The following is an 18704-nucleotide window of genomic DNA, read 5'->3' as shown; positions in this document are numbered from 1 at the left end:
CAGGCGCGCCCCGTGCTGCGGATCGACGGCCTGGACCTGTCCGCCTACGACGCCGCGGCGATCACCGACGCCGACCGTCTGGCGCCGCTGACCGCTCGCGACAGCGCCTACGCGATCTTCACGTCGGGCTCGACCGGCGCCCCCAAAGGCGTGCTGGTCAGCCACGCCGGCCTGCTGGGATGGGCTGCGGCGCAATGCGAAGCGTCCGAGTTGGACACCGACACCCGGGTGCTGATGGTAGCCTCGCCGACCTTCGACGCGTCGGTCGGCGTCGGTGATCGCCGCGGCGTCGTAGGCGGACAGGTCCAGGCCGTCGATCCGCAGCACGGGGCGCGCCCCGGCGCCGGCGGCCTCGTCGGCGCCACGCGTCAACACGCACACCGCGCCGACGGCGTCCAGCACCGCGGCGACCCGCTCGACCGGATGATCCAGGTCCACCGGCGCGTGGATGCCGCCCGCCTTGACCACGGCCCACCAGGCGACCACCAGTTCCGCGGACCGGCCCACCGCGACGCCCACGGCGCGCTCCGGGCCCACACCCGCGTCAATCAGCTTGCGCGCCAACCGCGTCGACCACTCGTCGAGTTCGCGGTAGGACAGTTCCCGCGCACCGTCGACCACCGCCGGCGCGTCCGGGGCGACCGACAGGGCCGCGGCCAGCAGCTGCGGCGCCACCCCGACCGGCCCGGTGGCACCGGCGCCCGACAGCCGCGTCAGCACCAGCTCGCGCTCGGCGCGGTCCAGCAGTTCGACCTCCGAGAGCCGCCGGGTGGGATCGCTGGTCATCGCCACCAACACACGCTGGAATCGGTCCAGCAGCGAGGCGATGCCGGCGGGGTCGAACACGTCGGCGTCGTATTCGACGTGCAGCCCGAGTTCGCGACCGGGCAGGGCCTCGACGGTCAGTGGGTAGTGGTTGTACTCCCGGTTGGTGAACTCGGCGATGGCCAGCCCATCGGGGCCCAGCGTCATGCCGCTCTCGACGGGGTAGTTCTCGTAGACGAACAGCGTGTCGAAGAGTTGATCGTGACCCGTGACGCGGTGAATTTCGCTGAGCGCGAGGTGCTGGTGCTCGAGCGCGTCGTTGTGGCTGCTCTGCAACTGGGCCAACAGGTCTGCGGTGGTGGTGCTCGCGCGGATGTCGGCGCGTACCGGCACCGTGTTGATCAGCAGCCCCACCATCTGTTCGGCGTCGTCGACCTCCAGTTGGCCGACGCGCGATCGCGGGGTGCCGAAGACGACGTCGTGCTGGCCGGTCAGGGAGGTCAGCACCACGGCCCAGGCCGCCTGCAGGACGGTGCTGACGGTGGTGTGGCAGGAGCGCGCCAGGTCGGTCAGGGCCTCGGTGATTTGCTCAGGCACACAGGACTTTTCGAAACCGCGGTCGCCTTGGCCCAGCCGGTCCTGCGGTCCGACCAGGGTGGGTGTTTCGAAGCCGGACAGCAGCTGGCCCCAGGCGTCCCGGGCGGCGTCGAGGTCTCGATCGGCCAGCCAGGTGAGGAATGCCCGGTAGGAGCCGGCGGCGGGCAGCCGCTGGCCGTAGTAGCTGGTGAAGATTTCCCGCAGCAGGATCGGCAGCGACCAGCCGTCGAGCAGGATGTGATGGTTGGTCAACACGAACCGGTGCCGGCCGGCCGCAGTGCGGATCAGCGCCACACGGAACGCGGCCTGCCCCGACAGGTCGCGCACCGCCGCGCGCTCGGCGGCGCACAGCTGCTCGATCCGCCGGTCGGCGTCGGTACCGTCCAGATCGAGGTACTGCCACTGCACCACCGGATCGGCGGGGATGATCTGGACCGGCTCGTCGTAGCGGTCGCAGAACAGCGCCGCCAGGTGTGGATGCCGGTTGACGACGGTGTGCACGGCGTCGCGCAGGCGGTCGGGGTCAAGCGGCCCGGTGAGGGTGAAGTCGAGCTGCACGGCGTACATGTCGTCGCTGCCCTGCGCGGTGCTGGAGTGAAAGAGCAGTCCCTGTTGCAGCGGGGTCAGCGGCAGGATGTCGGCGATGTGGTGCTGGGTCGCCAGCTCGTCGATCTCGTGCTGGCTCAGCCGGGCCGGCGCGATGTCGGACGGGGTCAGGCCGCCGCCGCCGGCGCGCACATGCGCGCACACGCCGGCCAGGGCCTCGAACCACAGCCGGCTCAACCGGGTGATCTGTGCCGTATCGAGAACCGATGGCGCCCAAGTCCATTCGGCGTGCAGGTGGGGTCCGGTGCCGGTGTCGATGGTGCCGGCGTTGAGCTCGACGGTGTGCATCAGCGGCATCGGCACCGCCGCGGCGGCCCCGATCAGGGACAGGCCCTCCTGGCTGATGCGCCAGCCCTCGCCCGCCGAATCAGACGCCGCGCCTTGGCGTCCCAGGTAGTTGAAGGCGATCGACGGGTCGGGGCCGGCCAGCTCGACCTCGGTGTTGAGGTAGCGCAGCAATCCGTAGGTCAGCGGATCCGGCAGGGCGCGCAGCTGCTCTTTGGCGTGTTTGATCACCGCGCCCAGCGCGGGGTCACCGGCCACCACCTGGGCCCACTCGAGCCCGGCCACGCCCAGTGCCACCGGGTATTTGGTGGTGAACCAACCGACGGTGCGGGACAGGTCGATGTCCGCGGCCAGTTCCTCGTGCCGCCCGTGGCCCTCGACGTCGATGCCGATCGCGTCGGCGCCACCCAGGAATTCCGCCCAGGCCAGGCCGAACGCGATCAGCAGGATGTCCTGGATGCCGGCGTGGAACGCGGTCGGCACGTCGCCGATCAGCGCGCCGGTCGTCTCGGCATCCAGTTCCACCGACAACCGCCCGGCTGAGGCGTAGGTATCCACCTCGGGGCTGGCCGCCGGCAGCGCGGGGGGCGTGGCGGTCACCTTCTTCCAGGCACCCAGCTTGCTGACGACCTCGGGGCGATGCGCGTGCTCGGCCAGCACCGCCGACCACCGGGCGAACGACGTTCCCGCCGGCGCCAGCTCCACCGGCTGCCCCGCGCTGTGCAGCGCCCAGGCAATGTTGAGGTCTTCCAACAGGATCCACCACGACACGGCGTCGACGGCCAGGTGGTGAATGATCACGGCCAACTGGCCGGTGGCCTCGAGCCACAGCGCGCTCAGCATCACCCCGGCGGCCGGCTCCAGCCGAGCCCGCGCGTCGGCCAGCGCCTCGTCGGACAGCTCGTCCACCGATCGCAGGCAGTCCTGCGCCCGCACCGACCCGGGCTCGGGCACCCGCAGCGACCAACCGCCGGCCTCGTCGTCATCGACGCGCAGCCGCAGCATGGCGTGCCGATCCACCAAGGCCTGCAACACGATTGCGACGTCGGCCTCGGTCACCCCGGCCGGGGCCTGGACCATGACGGTCTGGTTGAACTGATCGATCGGGCCGCCGGCGCTTTCGATGTCGCGCAGCCACCGCATGATCGGGGTGGCCAGCACCGGGCCGACGCCCTCGTCGACGACCTCGGCGGCCCCGTCGCTGACGCCGGCCACCCGGGCCAGCCGGGCCACGGTCTGTTCGACGAAGACGTCTCGTGGCCGGCACGTCAGGCCGGCGGCGCGCGCTCGCGCCACGACTTGCAACGACAGGATGCTGTCGCCGCCCAGTTCGAAGAACGACTCGTCCACGCCGACCCGCTGCACGCCGAGCACCTCGGCGTAGATGCCCGCCAGGATTTCCTCGACGGCGTTGCTCGGCGCGCGATACTCGCCCGTGCTGTATTCGGGCACCGGCAGAGCGCGGGTGTCCAGCTTGCCGTTGGACGTGAGCGGCAGCGCGTCCAGGCCGACCACCGCGGCCGGCACCAGGTGCGCCGGGAGCCGGTCGGTCAACGCGGTGCGCGCCTCGGCCGGGTCGGCGGTCCCGGTGACGTAGCCGACCAGACGTTTGTCGCCGGGCCGGTCCTCGCGGACGATCACCACGGCCTGCTCGACGTCGTCGAGTGCGGCCAGCGCGGCCTGGACCTCGCCGAGCTCGATGCGGTAGCCGCGGATCTTGACCTGCTCGTCGGCCCGGCCCAGGTAGCGCAGCTGACCGTCGGCATCCCAGCACGCGAGGTCGCCGGTGCGGTACATCCGGGCGCCCGGCGCGCCGAACGGGCACGCCACGAACCGCGACGCCGTCAGCCCGGCCCGGCCCACATACCCGGTGGCCACCCCGTCGCCGGCCACATACAGCTCACCGACGACGCCCGGCGGGAGCGGACGCAGCCAGCCGTCGAGCACGAACAGGGCGGCGCCGTCCACCGGGGACCCGATCGGCGGGATGCCGGATCCCGGCCGCAGCGGGGCGCTGATCGCCACACACATGGTGGTCTCGGTCGGGCCGTAGGCGTTGACCATCACCCGGCCGGGCGCCCACTGGTCCACCACCTCGGCCGGGCAGGCCTCGCCGACCACCGCCAGCGCCACCGACTCCAGCCCCTTCGGCGACAGCATCGCCACCGCCGACGGTGTCTGCGTCAAGACGCTGACTTTCTCGCCCACCAGCACGTCGTGGAACTCGTCGGGGGAACGGGTTATGTCTTCGGACACCACCACCAGGCGGCCGCCGCGCAGCAGCGCGCCGAAGATCTCCCAAACCGACACGTCGAAGGCATACGAGTGGCACTGCGACCACACGCCGGCGGCGGGCAGGCCCGCGTCCAGCGAACCGATCAGCTGCGTCACGTTGCGATGAGTCACCACAACGCCTTTGGGGACGCCCGTGGTGCCCGAGGTGTAGATCAGGTAGGCGATATCGGCCGGGTCGGGCACCGACAGCGCCGTCGCGGGCCGGGCGTCGATGCGCGGATCGTTGACGTCGACGACGGTAGTGCCGAGGCCGTCGAACCGCTGCGCCAGATCGGCGGTCGTCACCACGGCGACCGGCTGCGCGTCGGCAAGCATGAATTCGATCCGCGTCCCCGGCGACGACGGGTCGATCGGCAGGTAGGCCGCCCCGGTCTTGAGCACCGCGAGGATACTCGCGACCGCCTCGGCGGACCGCGAAAACATCAGCGCCACAGTCTGTCCCGGGCCAGCGCCGTGGGCCACCAGGTGATGCGCCAACCGGTTCGACGCCGCATCGAGTTCGCGGTACGTCACCGATGCGCCCTCGCACGCCAGCGCCACCGCCTGCGGCGCCCGGCTCACCTGCGCGGCGAACAACTCGGGCACCGACATCGGCGCGGTCGCCGAATCGGTCAAAACCGCTGTGTTGCCAACCTCTTTCAACCGGGCACGTTCGTCGGCATGCAGCACGTCCAACGACGACAACTGCCGGTCCGGACCGGCGGCGATGGTCGCCAGAATCCGCTGCAGCCGCTCCCCCAGATCCGAGACGTCGAAGTTGGCGAAGGGTTGCCCGGTGCCGACCGTGCTCAGGAACTGCTGATCGCCGAATCCGAGGAAAAACAGCCCGAAATGGCCCACCGGGCCGAAGCTGGTGTACTTCGCGGTCGCCGGGACGTCGCCCAGGCTGAGCGTAAGGCGCGCCGGCACGAAGTTGACGACGACGCGGTTGGGCGCCTGCCTGGGTCCGTTGAAGTGGCCTTCGCCGTCCAGCGTGCGCGTCGGAAACTGCTGATGCCGCAACGCTTCTCGTGACCGCGCATCGACCTGCCGGCAGAAGTCGGCAAACGTCGTGTCCGGCGCAGCCTTCAGCACCAGCGGCACCACCCCGGCGAGCATGCCGGGATGCGTCTTGGACTCCGGATCGACTCGCCTGCTGACCGGGAAGTCGAGCACGACCTCGTCCGAGCCGTCGGCCGACCAACCGCGGACCAGCAGTGCGCACGCCGCCGTGAGCACCGAGGACCGGCGGATGCGCAGCGCCTTGGACAGCTCCTTGACCTTGCCGATGACGGCCTCGTCCAATTGGACTGGCGGAGAAGGCGAATACGGGTCCCGCCCATCGTCGGCGACCGTCGACGGGTAGTCCGCCCCGGCGCCCGATGGCCGGTGAGAGGCCCAATATTCCTGATCCTCAACGAATTTGGGAGATATCTCGTACTCCAACTCGCCGCTGGCGAGGTCGTGCAGCGACCCGAAGAAGGCGGGCGGAATCGGTTTCCCGGACGCAAGCGCGGAGTAGATCGCCGCGATCCGCCGGCCCACCAGGGCGATGCCCATCCCATCGATGGCGATGTGATGGCAGGTGGTGAACCAGTAGTACTCGTCGGGCGCGGTCCGGAACAGCGCGAACTTGATCATCGGGCCGGTGAGCGGCATCGGCGTCCGCTGAATCGACGCGGCGGTTTCGCGAACTTCCCGCTCCGGATCGCGTGAGTCGGTCAGGTCATAGAAGACCAGATCGACATCGTCGTACTCGACGGCCTTTTGGAAGACCTGGCCGTCCACCTCGAAGAACGAAGCCCGCAGGCTCTCAGCCTCATTGACCACATGTCGCATAGCCTCGTGCAACAAACCGGTGTCGATGGCGCCCTGGATATGGACGAGGACACCCAGCTGCCAAGCCACATCAAAGTAGCCCGTTTGCAGCGCCAGCCAGATGTCGAGCTGACCCCGCGTCACCGGAACAGCCCGGTCAACACGCTCCACTAAACGCCCCCCACCAAGAGTTCGACCCCGAAACCCTTCATACCGACACCGGTCTAATGATCACAAACCGGCGCGGTCAGCGTGTCGCGCAGACTTTTCGCCCGTATATCGGGCCAGGCTTCTTCGATGTAGTGCAGGCATGTGGCGCGGTCGGCTTCCCCAAAAACTACCCTCCAACCGGCGGGAATGACAGCGAAGGTCGGCCAAAGACTGTGCTGTTCTTCATTATTGACCAAGACGAAAAATTGGCCGTTGTCGTCATCGAACGGATTGAGCGACACCGATGGACCCCCTAACACCCGAGACGTAGATTTACCAAGCCGTGCTGCGGATAACCCCGAATATCGTTGCGGCGCTTGAGGATTGATCCGTCAAGCCCGGCCCGTATGTCGATCTGCCCAGGCGCCCGGCGTCAGCGCCGGTGAGCTCGGACGGCGGGGGCGGCGCGACGACATCATGGTCGCGGTGACCATTCCGGCACCTCGCCGACAGATAGCGTTCATCGGCAGTGCACTCCGCATGAGCTACCACTGCGACCGTCGGCGTCGCGATCCACGGAATCGACAATACCCAGCCAATACTGTGCCAAACATATGAATTCCGTTCTTGCATAACCGATCCGCAGTCATACTACTGTGCGCACCGATTTTTGCTGCTTAGCAAAAGTAACGTGTCATGGGTGCGCCAGGTGCACCTCCACTTCCCGAACGCGACGCCGGGTGCGATTTCGCTTGTCGACGCTGACCAGCGATCTTTGCCGCCATCCGCGGCCGAAAACCTCGCTTACGCATTCGCAAAATATTTGCCGGTGCGGTCGGCATGCGTCCAGTGCCGGCGCGCGTGACACCGGGACCACCGATTGAGTTCGGGTAGGCGTCCAGCCCGAGCGCTTTCAGCTGCGCGTTTGTGACTCTGCACTGGGGACCCCGGCCAGCAGGACGCGACGTAGCATCCGGCTGCCACCATGCAAAAACGTACGGACGCTTGCTAAAACGCGGCCGGCGGCGTGGCGAACCACTGATGGCGACCCCGGCCGCGCCATAGCTACACAGAGCCGAACCGGCCCACCGTGGCTGCCCCATCGCCTGTCCTCATCATTCGGATGTCGCCGAGTCGAATCCGCGCCTCAAGCCAGCCTCGCACGATTTGCCAGGGGCCGCTCAGCGCCATCCACGCGGGGCCGTAAACAGGCACGTTGTGATTGATGTCACGGCCATCCGGCACGGAAGATGTTCGCCGGTGCTCGGGCGTCGGCCCGGTCCGCTACCTCCGATGCGCGGCTTCGGCGATCCGAGCCGGGCGACGGTTCGGCACGCGGACCCCTCTCTCACCTGCCGCGCTGTCGTCGAGCGCCGAGCCCGAATCCGTTGACCACAACCGGGTTTGGCGCACACAGCGGATTCATAGCCGACTTTGCGGCACGCAAATACTCGAGTGCGTACTCGGGGAATGGCGGCGTTTAGACGCCGCCATCGACGGGTAGAGCCCCGAACCATGTGGGGGTCAGTGCTGGGCTTGGGGATCCTGGCTGCGCTCAATCCGGTCCGCCTCGGCCTCGCCTTATTGATGATCTCTCGACCGCGTCCCGGGGCGAGCCTGCTCGCCTACTGGCTCGGCGGATTGACGATATGCATACCCGAGTTGCTCGTCCCGCTGCTGCTGCTGAACTTCACGCCGATGTTCGCACACCTCGCGCACGGTTCGGCGTCCCCGTCGACGAGCTCGGCCCTCGGCAGGATTCAGATCGGCCTCGGTGTGGTCGTCCTGTCGGTCGCCGCACTGATGACGGTCCGCTTCCTCACCCGCCGACGGACACGCCAACCCGCGCCTGACGCCGACCGCACGCCGGAACTGTCGATGGTCTCGGGTGCACCGATCGCAATGCCGCGGCTGCTGACGCGGGTCCAGGAGGCGCCGGCCGACGACCCCTCCCGATTCCGGCGCCTGCTCGGCCGCGTCCACAGCGCCTGGGAAAGCGGGGCGTCGTGGGTGGCGTGGGTGATCGGCATCATCTCGGTGCCGGTCGACGGCGTCCTGTTCATCGTGGCGATCATCGCGGCCTCGGGTGCATCGGTGAGCGCGCAGGCCGGCGCGTCCGTCGCATTCGTCATGCTGATGTACGCCGTCGTCGAGATCATCCTGGTCGGCTACCTCGTCAGGCCGGCGCGAACGCAGTCCTTGCTGTTGGTGCTGCACGACTGGGTGCGCAGCTACCACCGGCAAATCCTGGTGGGCCTGTTCGCGGTGGTCGGGGTCTCGGAGCTGGCCCAGGGCCTGCACATCCTCTGAGCGGAACCGCTCACCGAATCAGGGCGTCCGGTGGCGGATCCGGGGCAACTCGCGCAGGATCGCGCTATGAAACGCGAAGTGGGCGCCGAACTCGAAGTCGACATCACCGCGGCCACGACGCTGGAGTTTCAGATCGCCGTGGCGCCGCATCCGCGAGCCGAGGTGTCCGAGTCGCTGCGCTTCGTCCTGGACGGACGGCCGATCACGCCCCTGGAGATCAGCGGGCTGCACGGCAACCGCATCCACAAGTTCGACGCCGCGGTGGGCACGCTGCGCGTCGACTACGAGGCGACCATCGTGGGTCACACCGATCCGGCTCCGGTGACCGAATACGACCAGTCGATGTACCTGCGGCCCAGCCGCTACGCCGAATCCGACAAGTTCTTCGGTTTCGCCGCAACCGAATTCGGAAATGACCGCGATGCCGCGGAGCTGCTGGAGCACGTGAGTTCCTGGGTAGGCACCCGGCTGAACTACGTGCCCGGCTCCAGCGATCCGATCGACGGGGCGGTGGACACGTTGCTCGCCGGCGAAGGTGTGTGCCGGGACTACGCGCACCTGGTGGTGGCGCTCCTGCGAGCGGTCAGCGTCCCGGCCCGGGTGGTGTCCGTGTACGCGCCGGGCGTGTACCCGATGGACTTTCACGCCGTCGCGGAGGCGTTCGTCGACGGGCACTGGCGCGTGGTGGACGCGACTTTGCTGGCGCCACGGCAGACGCTGGTGCGGGTGGCCACCGGCCGCGACGCCGCCGACACGGCGTTCCTCGACAATCACAAAGGTGCGGTCACGCTGAATCGTCTGGTCGTGAGCGCCGTGGTGGACGGCGAGTTGCCCCGGGACTCGATCGACCACCTGGTTTCCATCCGCTGAAATCGCCTGTGCCACAGCATGATCGCGGCGTGCCGGTAATCAGCCGGACTTGTCGTCGTCGGAATCTTTCTGGTCGTCGGAGTCCTCGTCCTCGTTATCGGAGTCACCGTCGTCGTTGTTATCGGAGTCCTCGTCGTCGGAGTCCTCGTCCTCGTCGCCGGAGTCGTCCTTATCGTCGGAATCCTTCGACTTGTCGCCGGAATCCTTCGACTTGTCGTCGGAGTCCTCCGACTTGTCATCCGACTCGTCCGCCTCGTCGGCCTTGTCTGCGTACTTCGTCAAAAGCCCGGCGAGTTGCCGGGCCTCTTGGGGTGATAGCAAATCGTCGAATATCCGCTCGTCGCCCTCAGAGATGCGCTCGAGGTACACCGTGTTGCCCTCGGCCCCGACATCCCAGCGGCCTCCTTCCTGACGAACCATCCGATGCCGCCTTTCGACTAGTGAACTGGTACAAACCGGACACGCGTGCGCGCTTGGGTGTTGCTTACCCACTTTTGCTGGAGCCGACGACCAATAGGCTGGTGTTTTGAACGCCCGAGCTTCGGAGGTAACGACATGCCTGCACCGTCTGCCGAGGTCTTCGATCGCCTGCGTCAGCTGGCCGCGATCAAAGACGCCACCGCACGTCAGACCAAGACGATCGACGAGGTCTTCACCGGCAAGCCGCTGACCACGATCCCGATCGGCACCGCCGAAGACGTCGAAGCCGCATTCGCCGAGGCGCGGGCGGCCCAGGTCGCCTGGGCGAACCGCCCGGTCGCCGAGCGCGTCGAGATCATCGCCCGCTACCGCGACCTCGTCATCGAGAACCGCGAGTTCCTGATGGATCTCCTGCAGGCGGAGGCCGGCAAGGCCCGCTGGGCGGCGCAGGAGGAAATCATCGATCTGGTGGCGAACGCGAACTACTACGCGGGCGTCGCGGCCGACCTGCTCAAGCCCCGCACGGTGCCCGCGCTGCTCCCCGGCATCGGCAAGACCACGGTCGGTTACCAACCCAAGGGCGTGGTCGGGGTGATCTCGCCGTGGAACTACCCCATGACGCTGACGGCGTCCGACTCGGTGCCGGCGCTGCTGGCCGGCAACGCGGTGGTGCTCAAGCCCGACAGCCAGACGCCCTATTGCGCGCTCGCCTGCGCCGAGCTCCTGTACAAGGCCGGCCTGCCCCGCGCGCTCTACGCGATCGTGCCCGGGCCGGGCTCGGCGGTGGGCACCGCGATCATCGACAACTGCGACTACCTGATGTTCACCGGCTCGACCGCCACCGGCAGGCAGCTCGCCGAACACGCGGGCCGTCGCCTGATCGGGTTCTCGGCCGAACTCGGCGGCAAGAACGCGATGATCGTCACGCGGGGCGCCAATCTCGACAAGGCCGCCAAGGCGGCCACCCGCGCGTGTTTCTCCAACGCGGGCCAGCTATGCATCTCCATCGAGCGCATCTACGTCGAGAAGGACATCGCCGACGATTTCATCGGCAAATTCGGCGCCGCGGTGCGAAACATGAAGCTGGGCACCGACTATGACTTCTCGGTGGACATGGGCAGCCTGATCTCCGCCGGCCAGCTGGACACCGTGACCGACCATGTGGAGGACGCGAAAGCCAAGGGCGCCAAGGTGATTGCGGGCGCGAAGGCGCGTCCCGACATCGGCCCCCTGTTCTACGAGCCGACGGTGCTGACCGATGTCACGCCCGAGATGGAGTGCGCGGCCAACGAGACGTTCGGTCCGCTCGTCTCGATCTACCCCGTCGCCGACGTGGACGAGGCCGTCGAGAAGGCCAACAACAGCGACTACGGGCTCAACGCCAGCGTGTGGGCCGGCTCCTCCGCCGAGGGTCAGCAGATCGCCGCCCGGTTGCGGTCGGGGACGGTGAACGTCAACGAGGGTTACGCCTTCGCCTGGGGCAGCCTCAGCGCGCCGATGGGCGGGATGGGCCAGTCCGGTGTCGGCCGCCGGCACGGCCCCGAGGGCCTGCTGAAGTACACCGAATCGCAGACGATCGCGACCGCGCGGGTGTTCAATCTCGATCCGCCCCTGGGCATTCCGGGGAAGGTGTGGCAGAAGTCGCTGCTGCCGATCGTGCGGACGGTGATGAAGATCCCCGGCCGGAACTGACTTCGCGGCGGGCCGATTCACCCGTTGACCCCGATCTACTACCGCGCGTAGTATCCGGGCTACCCCATCATGCACAAGGAGGTGCACTGTGAGGTGGAGTTTCGCCCAGATCGGGCTGCTGATCATCTGCGCTTTTCACGTCGTCCAGGCGGTGATCGGCTTCATCATGAATCCCAGCTTCGCCACCGGCCCCACCGCGCCGACCGTGCAGCTGCTCGGAATGGACTACAACGGCTGGCACGCCGTCGCCGGTCTGGCGCTGTTCGCCCCGGGCCTGGTGTTCGCGCTGCGCAAGTCATGGTCGGTGCTGTATCTGCTGCTCGCCGCGATAGCCGGTGCGCTGCCCGGCATTTGGGCCTTCTTCTCCCATCAGGTCGCGTTCGTCTTCACCTTCCCCAACAACACGACCGACGCGGTGGTGCACCTGGTGACCGCCACGGTGATGGTCGCGGTGGCGGCCGTGCAGATCCGGATGGACGGCGGTCTCAAAAGCTCGCTCGCCGATCTCCGGAAAGCGCCGTAACGCCAAACCCTCACCCCCGGGCCATTTGAGTTCACATCGCCGCCGCTGCGGGTAGTCATCCGGTCGACGAAGGAGGTTGCGATGGCCAAGCAATCGGACAAGGACGACGACGAGCCCAAGGGCGGTCGTCCCGGCCCCGCGGATCATGGGCGCGAAGGCGGGATGGCGACCCGCGAGAACGCGCCCGAACTCACCGAGCCGGACCGCGAGGACTGACGGCGTGACGGCATGACGCCGCCCAAATCGGATCGCGTTTCGCGCGGTCAGCGGGGGCGGGTGGCCGGGATGTCACCGTCACGACGAAAATGGATGGATGCCGTCTGAACAGGCGCCGCCGCCGCCGCAATCGGCGCCGGGCTGGTATCCCGATCCCGCAGTAGGCCACGGGCTGCAGCGCTACTTCGACGGCACCAGCTGGACCAGCGAGTGGGCCTTCACCGCGGACCCGCCGAAGAAGGGCCTGCCCGGCAAGGCGGTCCTGGCGCTGGCCGCGCTGTGCGTCCTGGTGCTGCTCATCATCGTCGGCAAGAGCTGGGTTTTCGACCCGAAGAAGGACGGCCGATCGGCCGAGTCGAGCAGTTCGGCCACGGCGGGGCCGGCCGAGGCGCCGTCGACGCCGGCCGGTCCCAAAAAGCCGGACGGCGTCACCTTCACCGTCGCGCCGGGCCCGAATGGTGACGTGGTCGACGCCAAGTTCGCCATTCGGGACAACTACACCGAGCAGATGATCAAGGACGGCGCCCGGCTGGACACCATCGGCATTCTCAAGTACGCGCGGGCGACCTACCCCGACGCGTCCGCGGTGAACGTGCAGGGCACCTTTCCGATGACCGACCCGTACGGCAACACCTCGACCCAGGTCGCCATCGACCTCACGTATTCGCGGGCCACGCTGGACAAGATCAACTTCGACGGCATCAACAAAGCCAGCATCTGGGAGATCCGCGACTCCGGCACCGTCCTGCCGGCCTTCCAGCCATAGATCGGTCGTCCGTGGCCGCTAAGTGCAGTACTGCCCGTTGATCAGGCAATTCTGCGGTGGCGAGAAGGGACCGGTCAGCACGCCCCTGAAACCGCCCGTGGCCGAACCCCCGGGGGGAATGCTGCGATTCCAGTTCGCCGGGGTCAGAACATAGTGCGTGCCGGATTGGGTAACGGTGCTGTTCCAGGTGTGCAAGACGGATTCGCTCGCCGGCAAGTCGAATTCCAGCTTCCAATCGGTGAGCGGCGCCATGCTCGCGTTGGTGACGGAGAAGCGGGCGATGAAACCGGTCTGCCACGCATGGTCCACCGACAACGTCGCCGTGGCGGCGGCCGCGTGGGCCGCGGGAGCGATGCCGAGCCCCAGGACGGCAACCGTCGACGCCGATGCGAGTACGTGAAACGCTGCGCGCCAGCGGTTCACGCGATGTGTGCCTCCGCCCATGACTGCCAACATTAAAACCGCGGGGGCGATATCGGCCGGCGCGTCGCGGGTAAGCTGCCGTACCTTTGCCCAACCGAAACCGTCGTGAAATCTTCTCGCCTCGGCGCGGGCCGGCGCACCCGGGTACAGGCCACAACCGCCGCTGACCTGTGGTCGGGCTGACAGGATTTGAACCTGCGACCACTTGACCCCCAGTCAAGTGCGCTACCAAACTGCGCCACAGCCCGCGCGCCGGCGCGTGCACCGGCAGCAGGTCGAAAGCCTACCGTAACCGGGCGGCCGCCCCGCCAGGCGACCTCCGCCGGCGGGCGACAGAAGACCAATAGGTGAATCGCAAACGTGCTAGCGCCGGTGCTAGCGGCTTTGAGAAGCACCTATTGGTCTGAAGAGAGCCGGAAACATCGCCGGCGCCCCGAAAACCGCGCCGACACCTCAGCGCCGCCGCGCTCCCCGCTTCTCGCGCACCCGCACGTTGATCCGGATCGGCGACCCCTCGAACCCGAAGGCCTCGCGCAGCCGGCGCTCCAGAAAGCGCCGGTATCCGGCCTCCAGAAACCCGGTGGTGAACAGCACGAACGTCGGCGGCCGGGCGGTGGCTTGGGTGGCGAACAGGATGCGCGGCTGCTTGCCGCCACGCACCGGCGGCGGGGTGGCCGCCACCACCTCTTTGAGCCAGGAATTGAGCGGGCCGGTCGGAATCCGCGCATCCCACGATGCCAGCGCGGTCTCCATCGCAGGCACCAGCTTCTGCAGCGCCCGGCCGGTCTTGGCGGAGATGTTGACCCGCGGCGCCCACCGCAGCTGCACCAGTTCGCGGTCGATCTCGCGCTCCAGCATCTCGCGGCGGTCCTCGTCGACCAGGTCCCACTTGTTGAAGGCCAGCACCAGGGCGCGGCCGGCCTCGATGACCATCGACAGCACCCGCTGGTCCTGCTCGGTCAGCGGCTCCGATCCGTCGATCAGCACGATCACCACCTCGGCCGCGTCAATGGCCGAGTGGGTGCGCACCGAGGCGTAGAACTCGTGCCCGCTGGCCTGGCCAACCTTTCGCCGCAAGCCCGCGGTGTCGACAAACCGCCAAACCTTGTCATCCAGCTCGATCAGCGAGTCCACCGGATCCACCGTCGTTCCGGCGACGTCGTGCACGACCGAGCGCTGGTCCCCGGCCAGCTTGTTCAGCAGCGAGCTCTTGCCCACGTTGGGCTTGCCGACCAGCGCCACCCGCCGCGGTCCGCCGGACGTGGGCGCCACCTCGGACACCTCGGGCAGCGCGGCCAGCACCGCGTCGAGCAGATCCGCCACGCCGCGGCCGTGTATGGCGCTGATCGCGTGCGGCTCACCGAGCCCCAGTGACCACAGCATCGCGGCGTCCGCCTCGACCTTGTCGCTGTCAACCTTGTTGGCCGCCAAGAAGACCGGCTTGCCCGACCGCAGCAGGATCCGGGCGGCGGCCTCGTCGGCCGTGGTGGCGCCGACGACGGCGTCGACCACCAGGATCACAGCATCGGCGGTGCGCATCGCCACCGAGGCCTGGTCGGCCACCAGCTGCTGCAGGCCCTTGGCGTCGGGCTCCCATCCCCCGGTGTCCTGCACGATGAACCGGCGCCCGGTCCACAGCGCGTCGTAGGACACCCGGTCGCGGGTGACGCCCGGGACGTCCTGCACCACCGCTTCGCGCCGCCCCAGGATCCGGTTGACCAGTGTCGACTTGCCGACGTTGGGCCGGCCGACCACCGCCACCACGGGCGCCGGGCCGGCCTCCTCCTGTTCGTCCAGGCCGAAATCGACGGATTCCCAGTCGCTTTCGTCACTCCACGTGCCGTCTTGGGTCACCGCACCGCTCCGCTTCGCTGCTTGACCAGGTCCCGCAGGTGCGAAATCACCTGGGCCTCGGTCATCTCGCTGGTGTCGACGACGAGTGCGTCGGGCGCCGCGCGCAGCGGCGACACCGCCCGGGTCGAATCCAGATGGTCGCGGCGGCGGACATCGGCGAGCACCGCCTCGTAGTCGTCGGCCAGCCCGGCCGCCACGTTCTGTTCGTTGCGCCGCCGCGCCCGGGTCTCGGCCGACGCGGTCAGGAAGATCTTGACGGGCGCGTCGGGCAGGACGACGGTGCCGATGTCGCGCCCCTCGACCACGACATCGCCTGGCCCAGCGGCCATCTCGCGCTGCAGCTCGACCAGCCTGGCGCGCACGGCCGGCACCGCCGACACCGCCGAGACGGCGCCGGTGACGGCATCCCCGCGAATCTCGGTGGAAACGTCCTCGCCGGCAAGCAAACACCGATCGCCGTCCACCGACAGCTGCGCCGTCGACCCGATCCCGCCGACCGCGTCGGCGTCGCCCGGGTCGATGCCCGCGCGCAGCACGGCCAGCGTCACCATCCGGTACATCGCCCCGGTGTCGAGATAGCGTGCGCCGAGCGCTTGCGCCAATCCCCTTGACACCGAGGACTTTCCGGTACCCGCCGGGCCGTCGATGGCAACGACCATTCCACTCACAGGCCCACCGCCTTGTATAGCTGGCCGATCTCGTGATGAGCCAACGCCCGGAAGGTGCCCGGTCGCTGCTTACCCAGCGAGACGGGCCCGATGTCGGTGCGCACCAACGACTCCACCGGGAATCCCGCCGCCGCCAGCAGCCGGCGCACGATGCGATTGCGCCCCTCGTGCAACGTCACCCGCACCAGCGTCTTGCCGGGAATGGCGTCCACCACCGCGAATTCGTCGACCTTGGCCGCCCCGTCGTCCAACTCGATCCCCGCGCGCAGCTTCTTGCCGAGCCCACGCGGCACCGACCCGGTCACCGTCGCCAGATACGTCTTGGGCACCTCGTGGGACGGATGCATCAACCGATGCGCCAGCTCGCCGTCGTTGGTCAGCAGGATCAGCCCCTCGGTGTCGGCGTCCAACCGCCCGACGTGAAACAGGTTCTTGTTGCCGCGGACCTTGCGCTCGACCAGATCGCCGATGCACGGGCGGCCGCGGTCGTCGGACATGGTCGAGTGCACACCGCGCGGCTTGTTCAGGGCCAGATACACCTGCGAGTCGTCGAGGACCACCCGGGCCCCGTCGACGCGGATCACCGAGGAGTCCGGGTCGACGCGGGTGCCCAGTTCGGTCACCACCTGCCCGTCGACCTCGACGCGGCCGTCGATGATCAACTTCTCGGCGGCCCGCCGCGACGCAATTCCGGCCTGCGACAACACCTTCTGCAGCCGGATCCCCTCAGCTTCGTGCATCAATCCTGGTCCACGTCGAAGGTCAGCGCCTGATCGGGCGATGGACCGCCCGAGAGTTTGATGAAACGTGGCTCGCTGTCCAGGGATTCGGATAGGTCCTCGATCGTGTCGACGTCGGGAAGCAGCGGCGCGATGTCCGGCAGGTCCGAAAGCGAGGTCAACCCGAGGCGTTCCAGGAACAGGTCGGTGGTGGCGAACGTCACCGCGCCGGTGTCCTCGTCGGCCCCGGCCTCGGTGATCAGGCCGCGCGCCAGCAGCGTGCGCATCACCGCGTCGACGTTGACGCCGCGCACCGCGCTCACCCGCGCACGGGTCACGGGCTGGCGGTAGGCGACCACGGCCAGCGTCTCCAGCGCGGCGCGGGTGAGTTTGGATCGCGCGCCGTCCAGCAGCAGCTTCTCGACATAGGGCGCGAACCGGGCGCGGGTGTACATCCGCCAGCCCTCGCTGTTTTTGCGCAGGTCGATGCCGCTGTCCCGCTCGGTGAGTTGCTCGGCCATCTCCTGCAGCTTGGTCGCGATCCGGTACACCGGCTGCCCGGTGGCCGACGCCAGCGCCTCCGCGGTGACCGGGGTGTCCACCACCAGCAGCAGCGCCTCGAGCACCGAGCCGAGTTCCTCGGATTCCATCGGCGCGACCTCGGCGATGTCCGGGATGCCGTCATCGAGTACGACGTCGGGCAGATCTTCAGTCATTACTCGTCTCGTATTTCGGTGGTCGGACACTCCCCGGTCCAGGCAATTTGGAGCACGCCAAGCGGCTCTGACTGGTCGAATGCTACCGCCCGCGACCGATACAGTTCGAGCAGCGCCAGGAAGCGCCCGACCACCTCCATCGACGCCTCACAGTCGGCGACCAGCTCGGAGAACGTCGCCCACGCGCCGCTGCCTCGCGCCTGAAGGATGTCCAGCAGCTTTTTGGCCTGCTCGGGGACCGACACCTGCACCTGGTGCAGGTGCGCGACGGACACCGTCGGCACGGGCCGCGGGCTGAACGCGATCGCGGCGATCTGGGCGAACCGTTCGGCGTCGACGCCGATCATCACCTCGGGCAGCAGTTCGGTGAACCGGTCCTCCAGCGACACCGAGCGCGGATAACTGCGCAGCGCGGTGGCCTCGAGCTCCGCGAACATCTCGGCGACGTGCTTGAACGCCCGGTACTGCAGCAGCCGGGCGAACAGCAGGTCGCGCACCTCCAGCAGCGCCAGATCTTCGTCGTCGTCGACCTGCCCGGCCGGCAGCAGCCTTGCCGCCTTCAGATCCAGCAGGGTCGCGGCGACCACCAGGAACGCGGTGGTCTCCTCCAGCTCGAGCTGCGGGCCGATTTCGCGGGTGTAGGCGATGAAGTCGTCGGTGACCTGGTGTTCGACACCGTCATCACCCGGACCGTGCGATTCCCGGAGACCAGCGTCGCCGGCGAACCCATCACCACGTGGGCCCCGCGCTCCACCGGCGCCATCGCCTATCGCGCGCTGGCCCGCGAATTCATCGACCGATTCGGCGCGTGAACGCGGCCGCAACCGGTGAGGCGCCACAGCAGAACGGCTACGGGGCTGGCTTCCAAGTCCGCCTGACCAATTTCGAGGGCCCGTTCGACCTGCTGCTGCAGCTGATCTTCGCCCATCGCCTCGACGTGACCGAGGTGGCGCTGCACCAGGTCACCGACGACTTCATCGCCTACACCCGCGAAATCGGCCCGCAGCTCGAGCTGGAGGAGACCACCGCGTT

Annotated in this window: 14 protein-coding genes, 1 tRNA gene and 4 pseudogenes; 9 read left to right on the top strand and 10 right to left on the bottom strand. The window is 68.3% G+C overall.

From position 1 onward, the window contains the following. Positions 1–12: 12 nt before the first annotated feature. Positions 13–207, top strand: a pseudogene (locus A5646_RS30295) (AMP-binding protein); the annotation flags it as partial. Positions 208–252: 45 nt separating this feature from the next. On the opposite strand, the pseudogene A5646_RS00225 reads toward A5646_RS30295, so the two are convergent. Both A5646_RS00225 and A5646_RS27615 read right to left on the bottom strand, forming a co-directional pair. After that, a pseudogene (locus A5646_RS00225) lies at positions 253–6516 on the bottom strand (amino acid adenylation domain-containing protein); the annotation flags it as partial. Between the two features lie 53 nt (positions 6517–6569). Continuing rightward, positions 6570–6797, bottom strand: a complete 228-nt coding sequence (locus A5646_RS27615) for an MbtH family protein (protein ID WP_067142077.1) — start codon at positions 6795–6797, stop codon at positions 6570–6572. Between the two features lie 1213 nt (positions 6798–8010). Here A5646_RS27615 and A5646_RS00220 point away from each other — a divergent pair. Together A5646_RS00220 and A5646_RS00215 are read left to right on the top strand one after the other, a co-directional pair. Continuing rightward, entirely contained in the window at positions 8011–8805 is a 795-nt protein-coding gene (locus A5646_RS00220) for a GAP family protein (RefSeq protein WP_067018940.1), read from the top strand. Between the two features lie 66 nt (positions 8806–8871). After that, positions 8872–9675 (top strand): transglutaminase family protein, encoded by an 804-nt coding sequence (locus A5646_RS00215; RefSeq protein ID WP_197499570.1) that lies wholly within the window; start codon positions 8872–8874, stop codon positions 9673–9675. Positions 9676–9714: 39 nt separating this feature from the next. Here the strand turns inward: A5646_RS00215 and A5646_RS00210 are convergent, their stop codons facing one another. Continuing rightward, positions 9715–10095 carry a hypothetical protein gene (locus A5646_RS00210; RefSeq protein ID WP_066876933.1) on the bottom strand — a complete coding sequence of 127 codons (381 nt, stop codon included), beginning with the start codon at positions 10093–10095 and terminating at the stop codon, positions 9715–9717. A gap of 135 nt (positions 10096–10230) precedes the next feature. On the opposite strand from A5646_RS00210, the gene A5646_RS00205 reads away from it, so the two are divergent. The 4 genes from A5646_RS00205 (at position 10231) to A5646_RS00195 (ending at position 13292) form a co-directional block, all read left to right on the top strand. Beyond that, positions 10231–11787, top strand: coding sequence for a succinic semialdehyde dehydrogenase (locus A5646_RS00205; RefSeq protein ID WP_066876932.1), 1557 nt, complete (start codon positions 10231–10233; stop codon positions 11785–11787). An 88-nt stretch (positions 11788–11875) separates the two neighbouring features. Further along, positions 11876–12310: a DUF4383 domain-containing protein gene (locus A5646_RS00200; protein WP_066872283.1), complete on the top strand. Its 435-nt coding sequence runs from the start codon at positions 11876–11878 to the stop codon at positions 12308–12310. A gap of 81 nt (positions 12311–12391) precedes the next feature. Beyond that, positions 12392–12526, top strand: a complete 135-nt coding sequence (locus A5646_RS30210; RefSeq protein WP_255361674.1) for a hypothetical protein — start codon at positions 12392–12394, stop codon at positions 12524–12526. A 97-nt stretch (positions 12527–12623) separates the two neighbouring features. Further along, complete coding sequence (locus tag A5646_RS00195) at positions 12624–13292, top strand: DUF2510 domain-containing protein (protein WP_066876931.1); 669 nt, start codon at positions 12624–12626, stop codon at positions 13290–13292. Positions 13293–13310: 18 nt separating this feature from the next. Here the strand turns inward: A5646_RS00195 and A5646_RS00190 are convergent, their stop codons facing one another. The 7 genes and pseudogenes from A5646_RS00190 to A5646_RS00160 all read right to left on the bottom strand — a co-directional run. Next, positions 13311–13736 carry a cellulose-binding domain-containing protein gene (locus A5646_RS00190; protein ID WP_066876930.1) on the bottom strand — a complete coding sequence of 142 codons (426 nt, stop codon included), beginning with the start codon at positions 13734–13736 and terminating at the stop codon, positions 13311–13313. Positions 13737–13886: 150 nt separating this feature from the next. Further along, positions 13887–13963: transfer RNA gene (locus A5646_RS00185), tRNA-Pro, on the bottom strand. A gap of 205 nt (positions 13964–14168) precedes the next feature. Beyond that, positions 14169–15569, bottom strand: coding sequence for a ribosome biogenesis GTPase Der (gene der, locus A5646_RS00180; RefSeq protein ID WP_066872268.1), 1401 nt, complete (start codon positions 15567–15569; stop codon positions 14169–14171). Then, on the bottom strand, positions 15566–16228 hold the full coding sequence (gene cmk, locus A5646_RS00175) for a (d)CMP kinase (RefSeq protein ID WP_066876929.1): 663 nt from the start codon (positions 16226–16228) through the stop codon (positions 15566–15568). The genes der and cmk overlap by 4 nt, the downstream gene beginning before the upstream one ends. 5 nt (positions 16229–16233) lie before the next feature. Beyond that, positions 16234–16977, bottom strand: a complete 744-nt coding sequence (locus A5646_RS00170; protein WP_066876928.1) for a pseudouridine synthase — start codon at positions 16975–16977, stop codon at positions 16234–16236. Continuing rightward, a complete protein-coding gene (gene scpB, locus A5646_RS00165; RefSeq protein WP_066872259.1) occupies positions 16977–17672 on the bottom strand; it encodes an SMC-Scp complex subunit ScpB in 696 nt (231 codons plus the stop codon). The genes A5646_RS00170 and scpB overlap by 1 nt, the downstream gene beginning before the upstream one ends. Further along, positions 17672–18340 (bottom strand): annotated as a pseudogene (locus A5646_RS00160) (segregation/condensation protein A); the annotation flags it as partial. The pseudogene A5646_RS00160 and the gene scpB, both read right to left, overlap by 1 nt. Here A5646_RS00160 and A5646_RS27610 point away from each other — a divergent pair. Further along, positions 18320–18484 (top strand): annotated as a pseudogene (locus A5646_RS27610) (ParA family protein); the annotation flags it as partial. The pseudogenes A5646_RS00160 and A5646_RS27610 sit on opposite strands and share 21 nt — an antisense overlap. Continuing rightward, positions 18481–18704 (top strand): segregation/condensation protein A (locus A5646_RS27605; protein ID WP_197497903.1); only part of this gene is annotated, 224 nt, incomplete at its 3' end. The pseudogene A5646_RS27610 and the gene A5646_RS27605, both read left to right, overlap by 4 nt.

The organism is Mycobacterium sp. 1245499.0, assembly GCF_001673615.1.
Taxonomy (GTDB): Bacteria; Actinomycetota; Actinomycetes; order Mycobacteriales; family Mycobacteriaceae; genus Mycobacterium; species Mycobacterium europaeum_A.
This window is presented reverse-complemented; position numbering and strand designations above follow the sequence as displayed.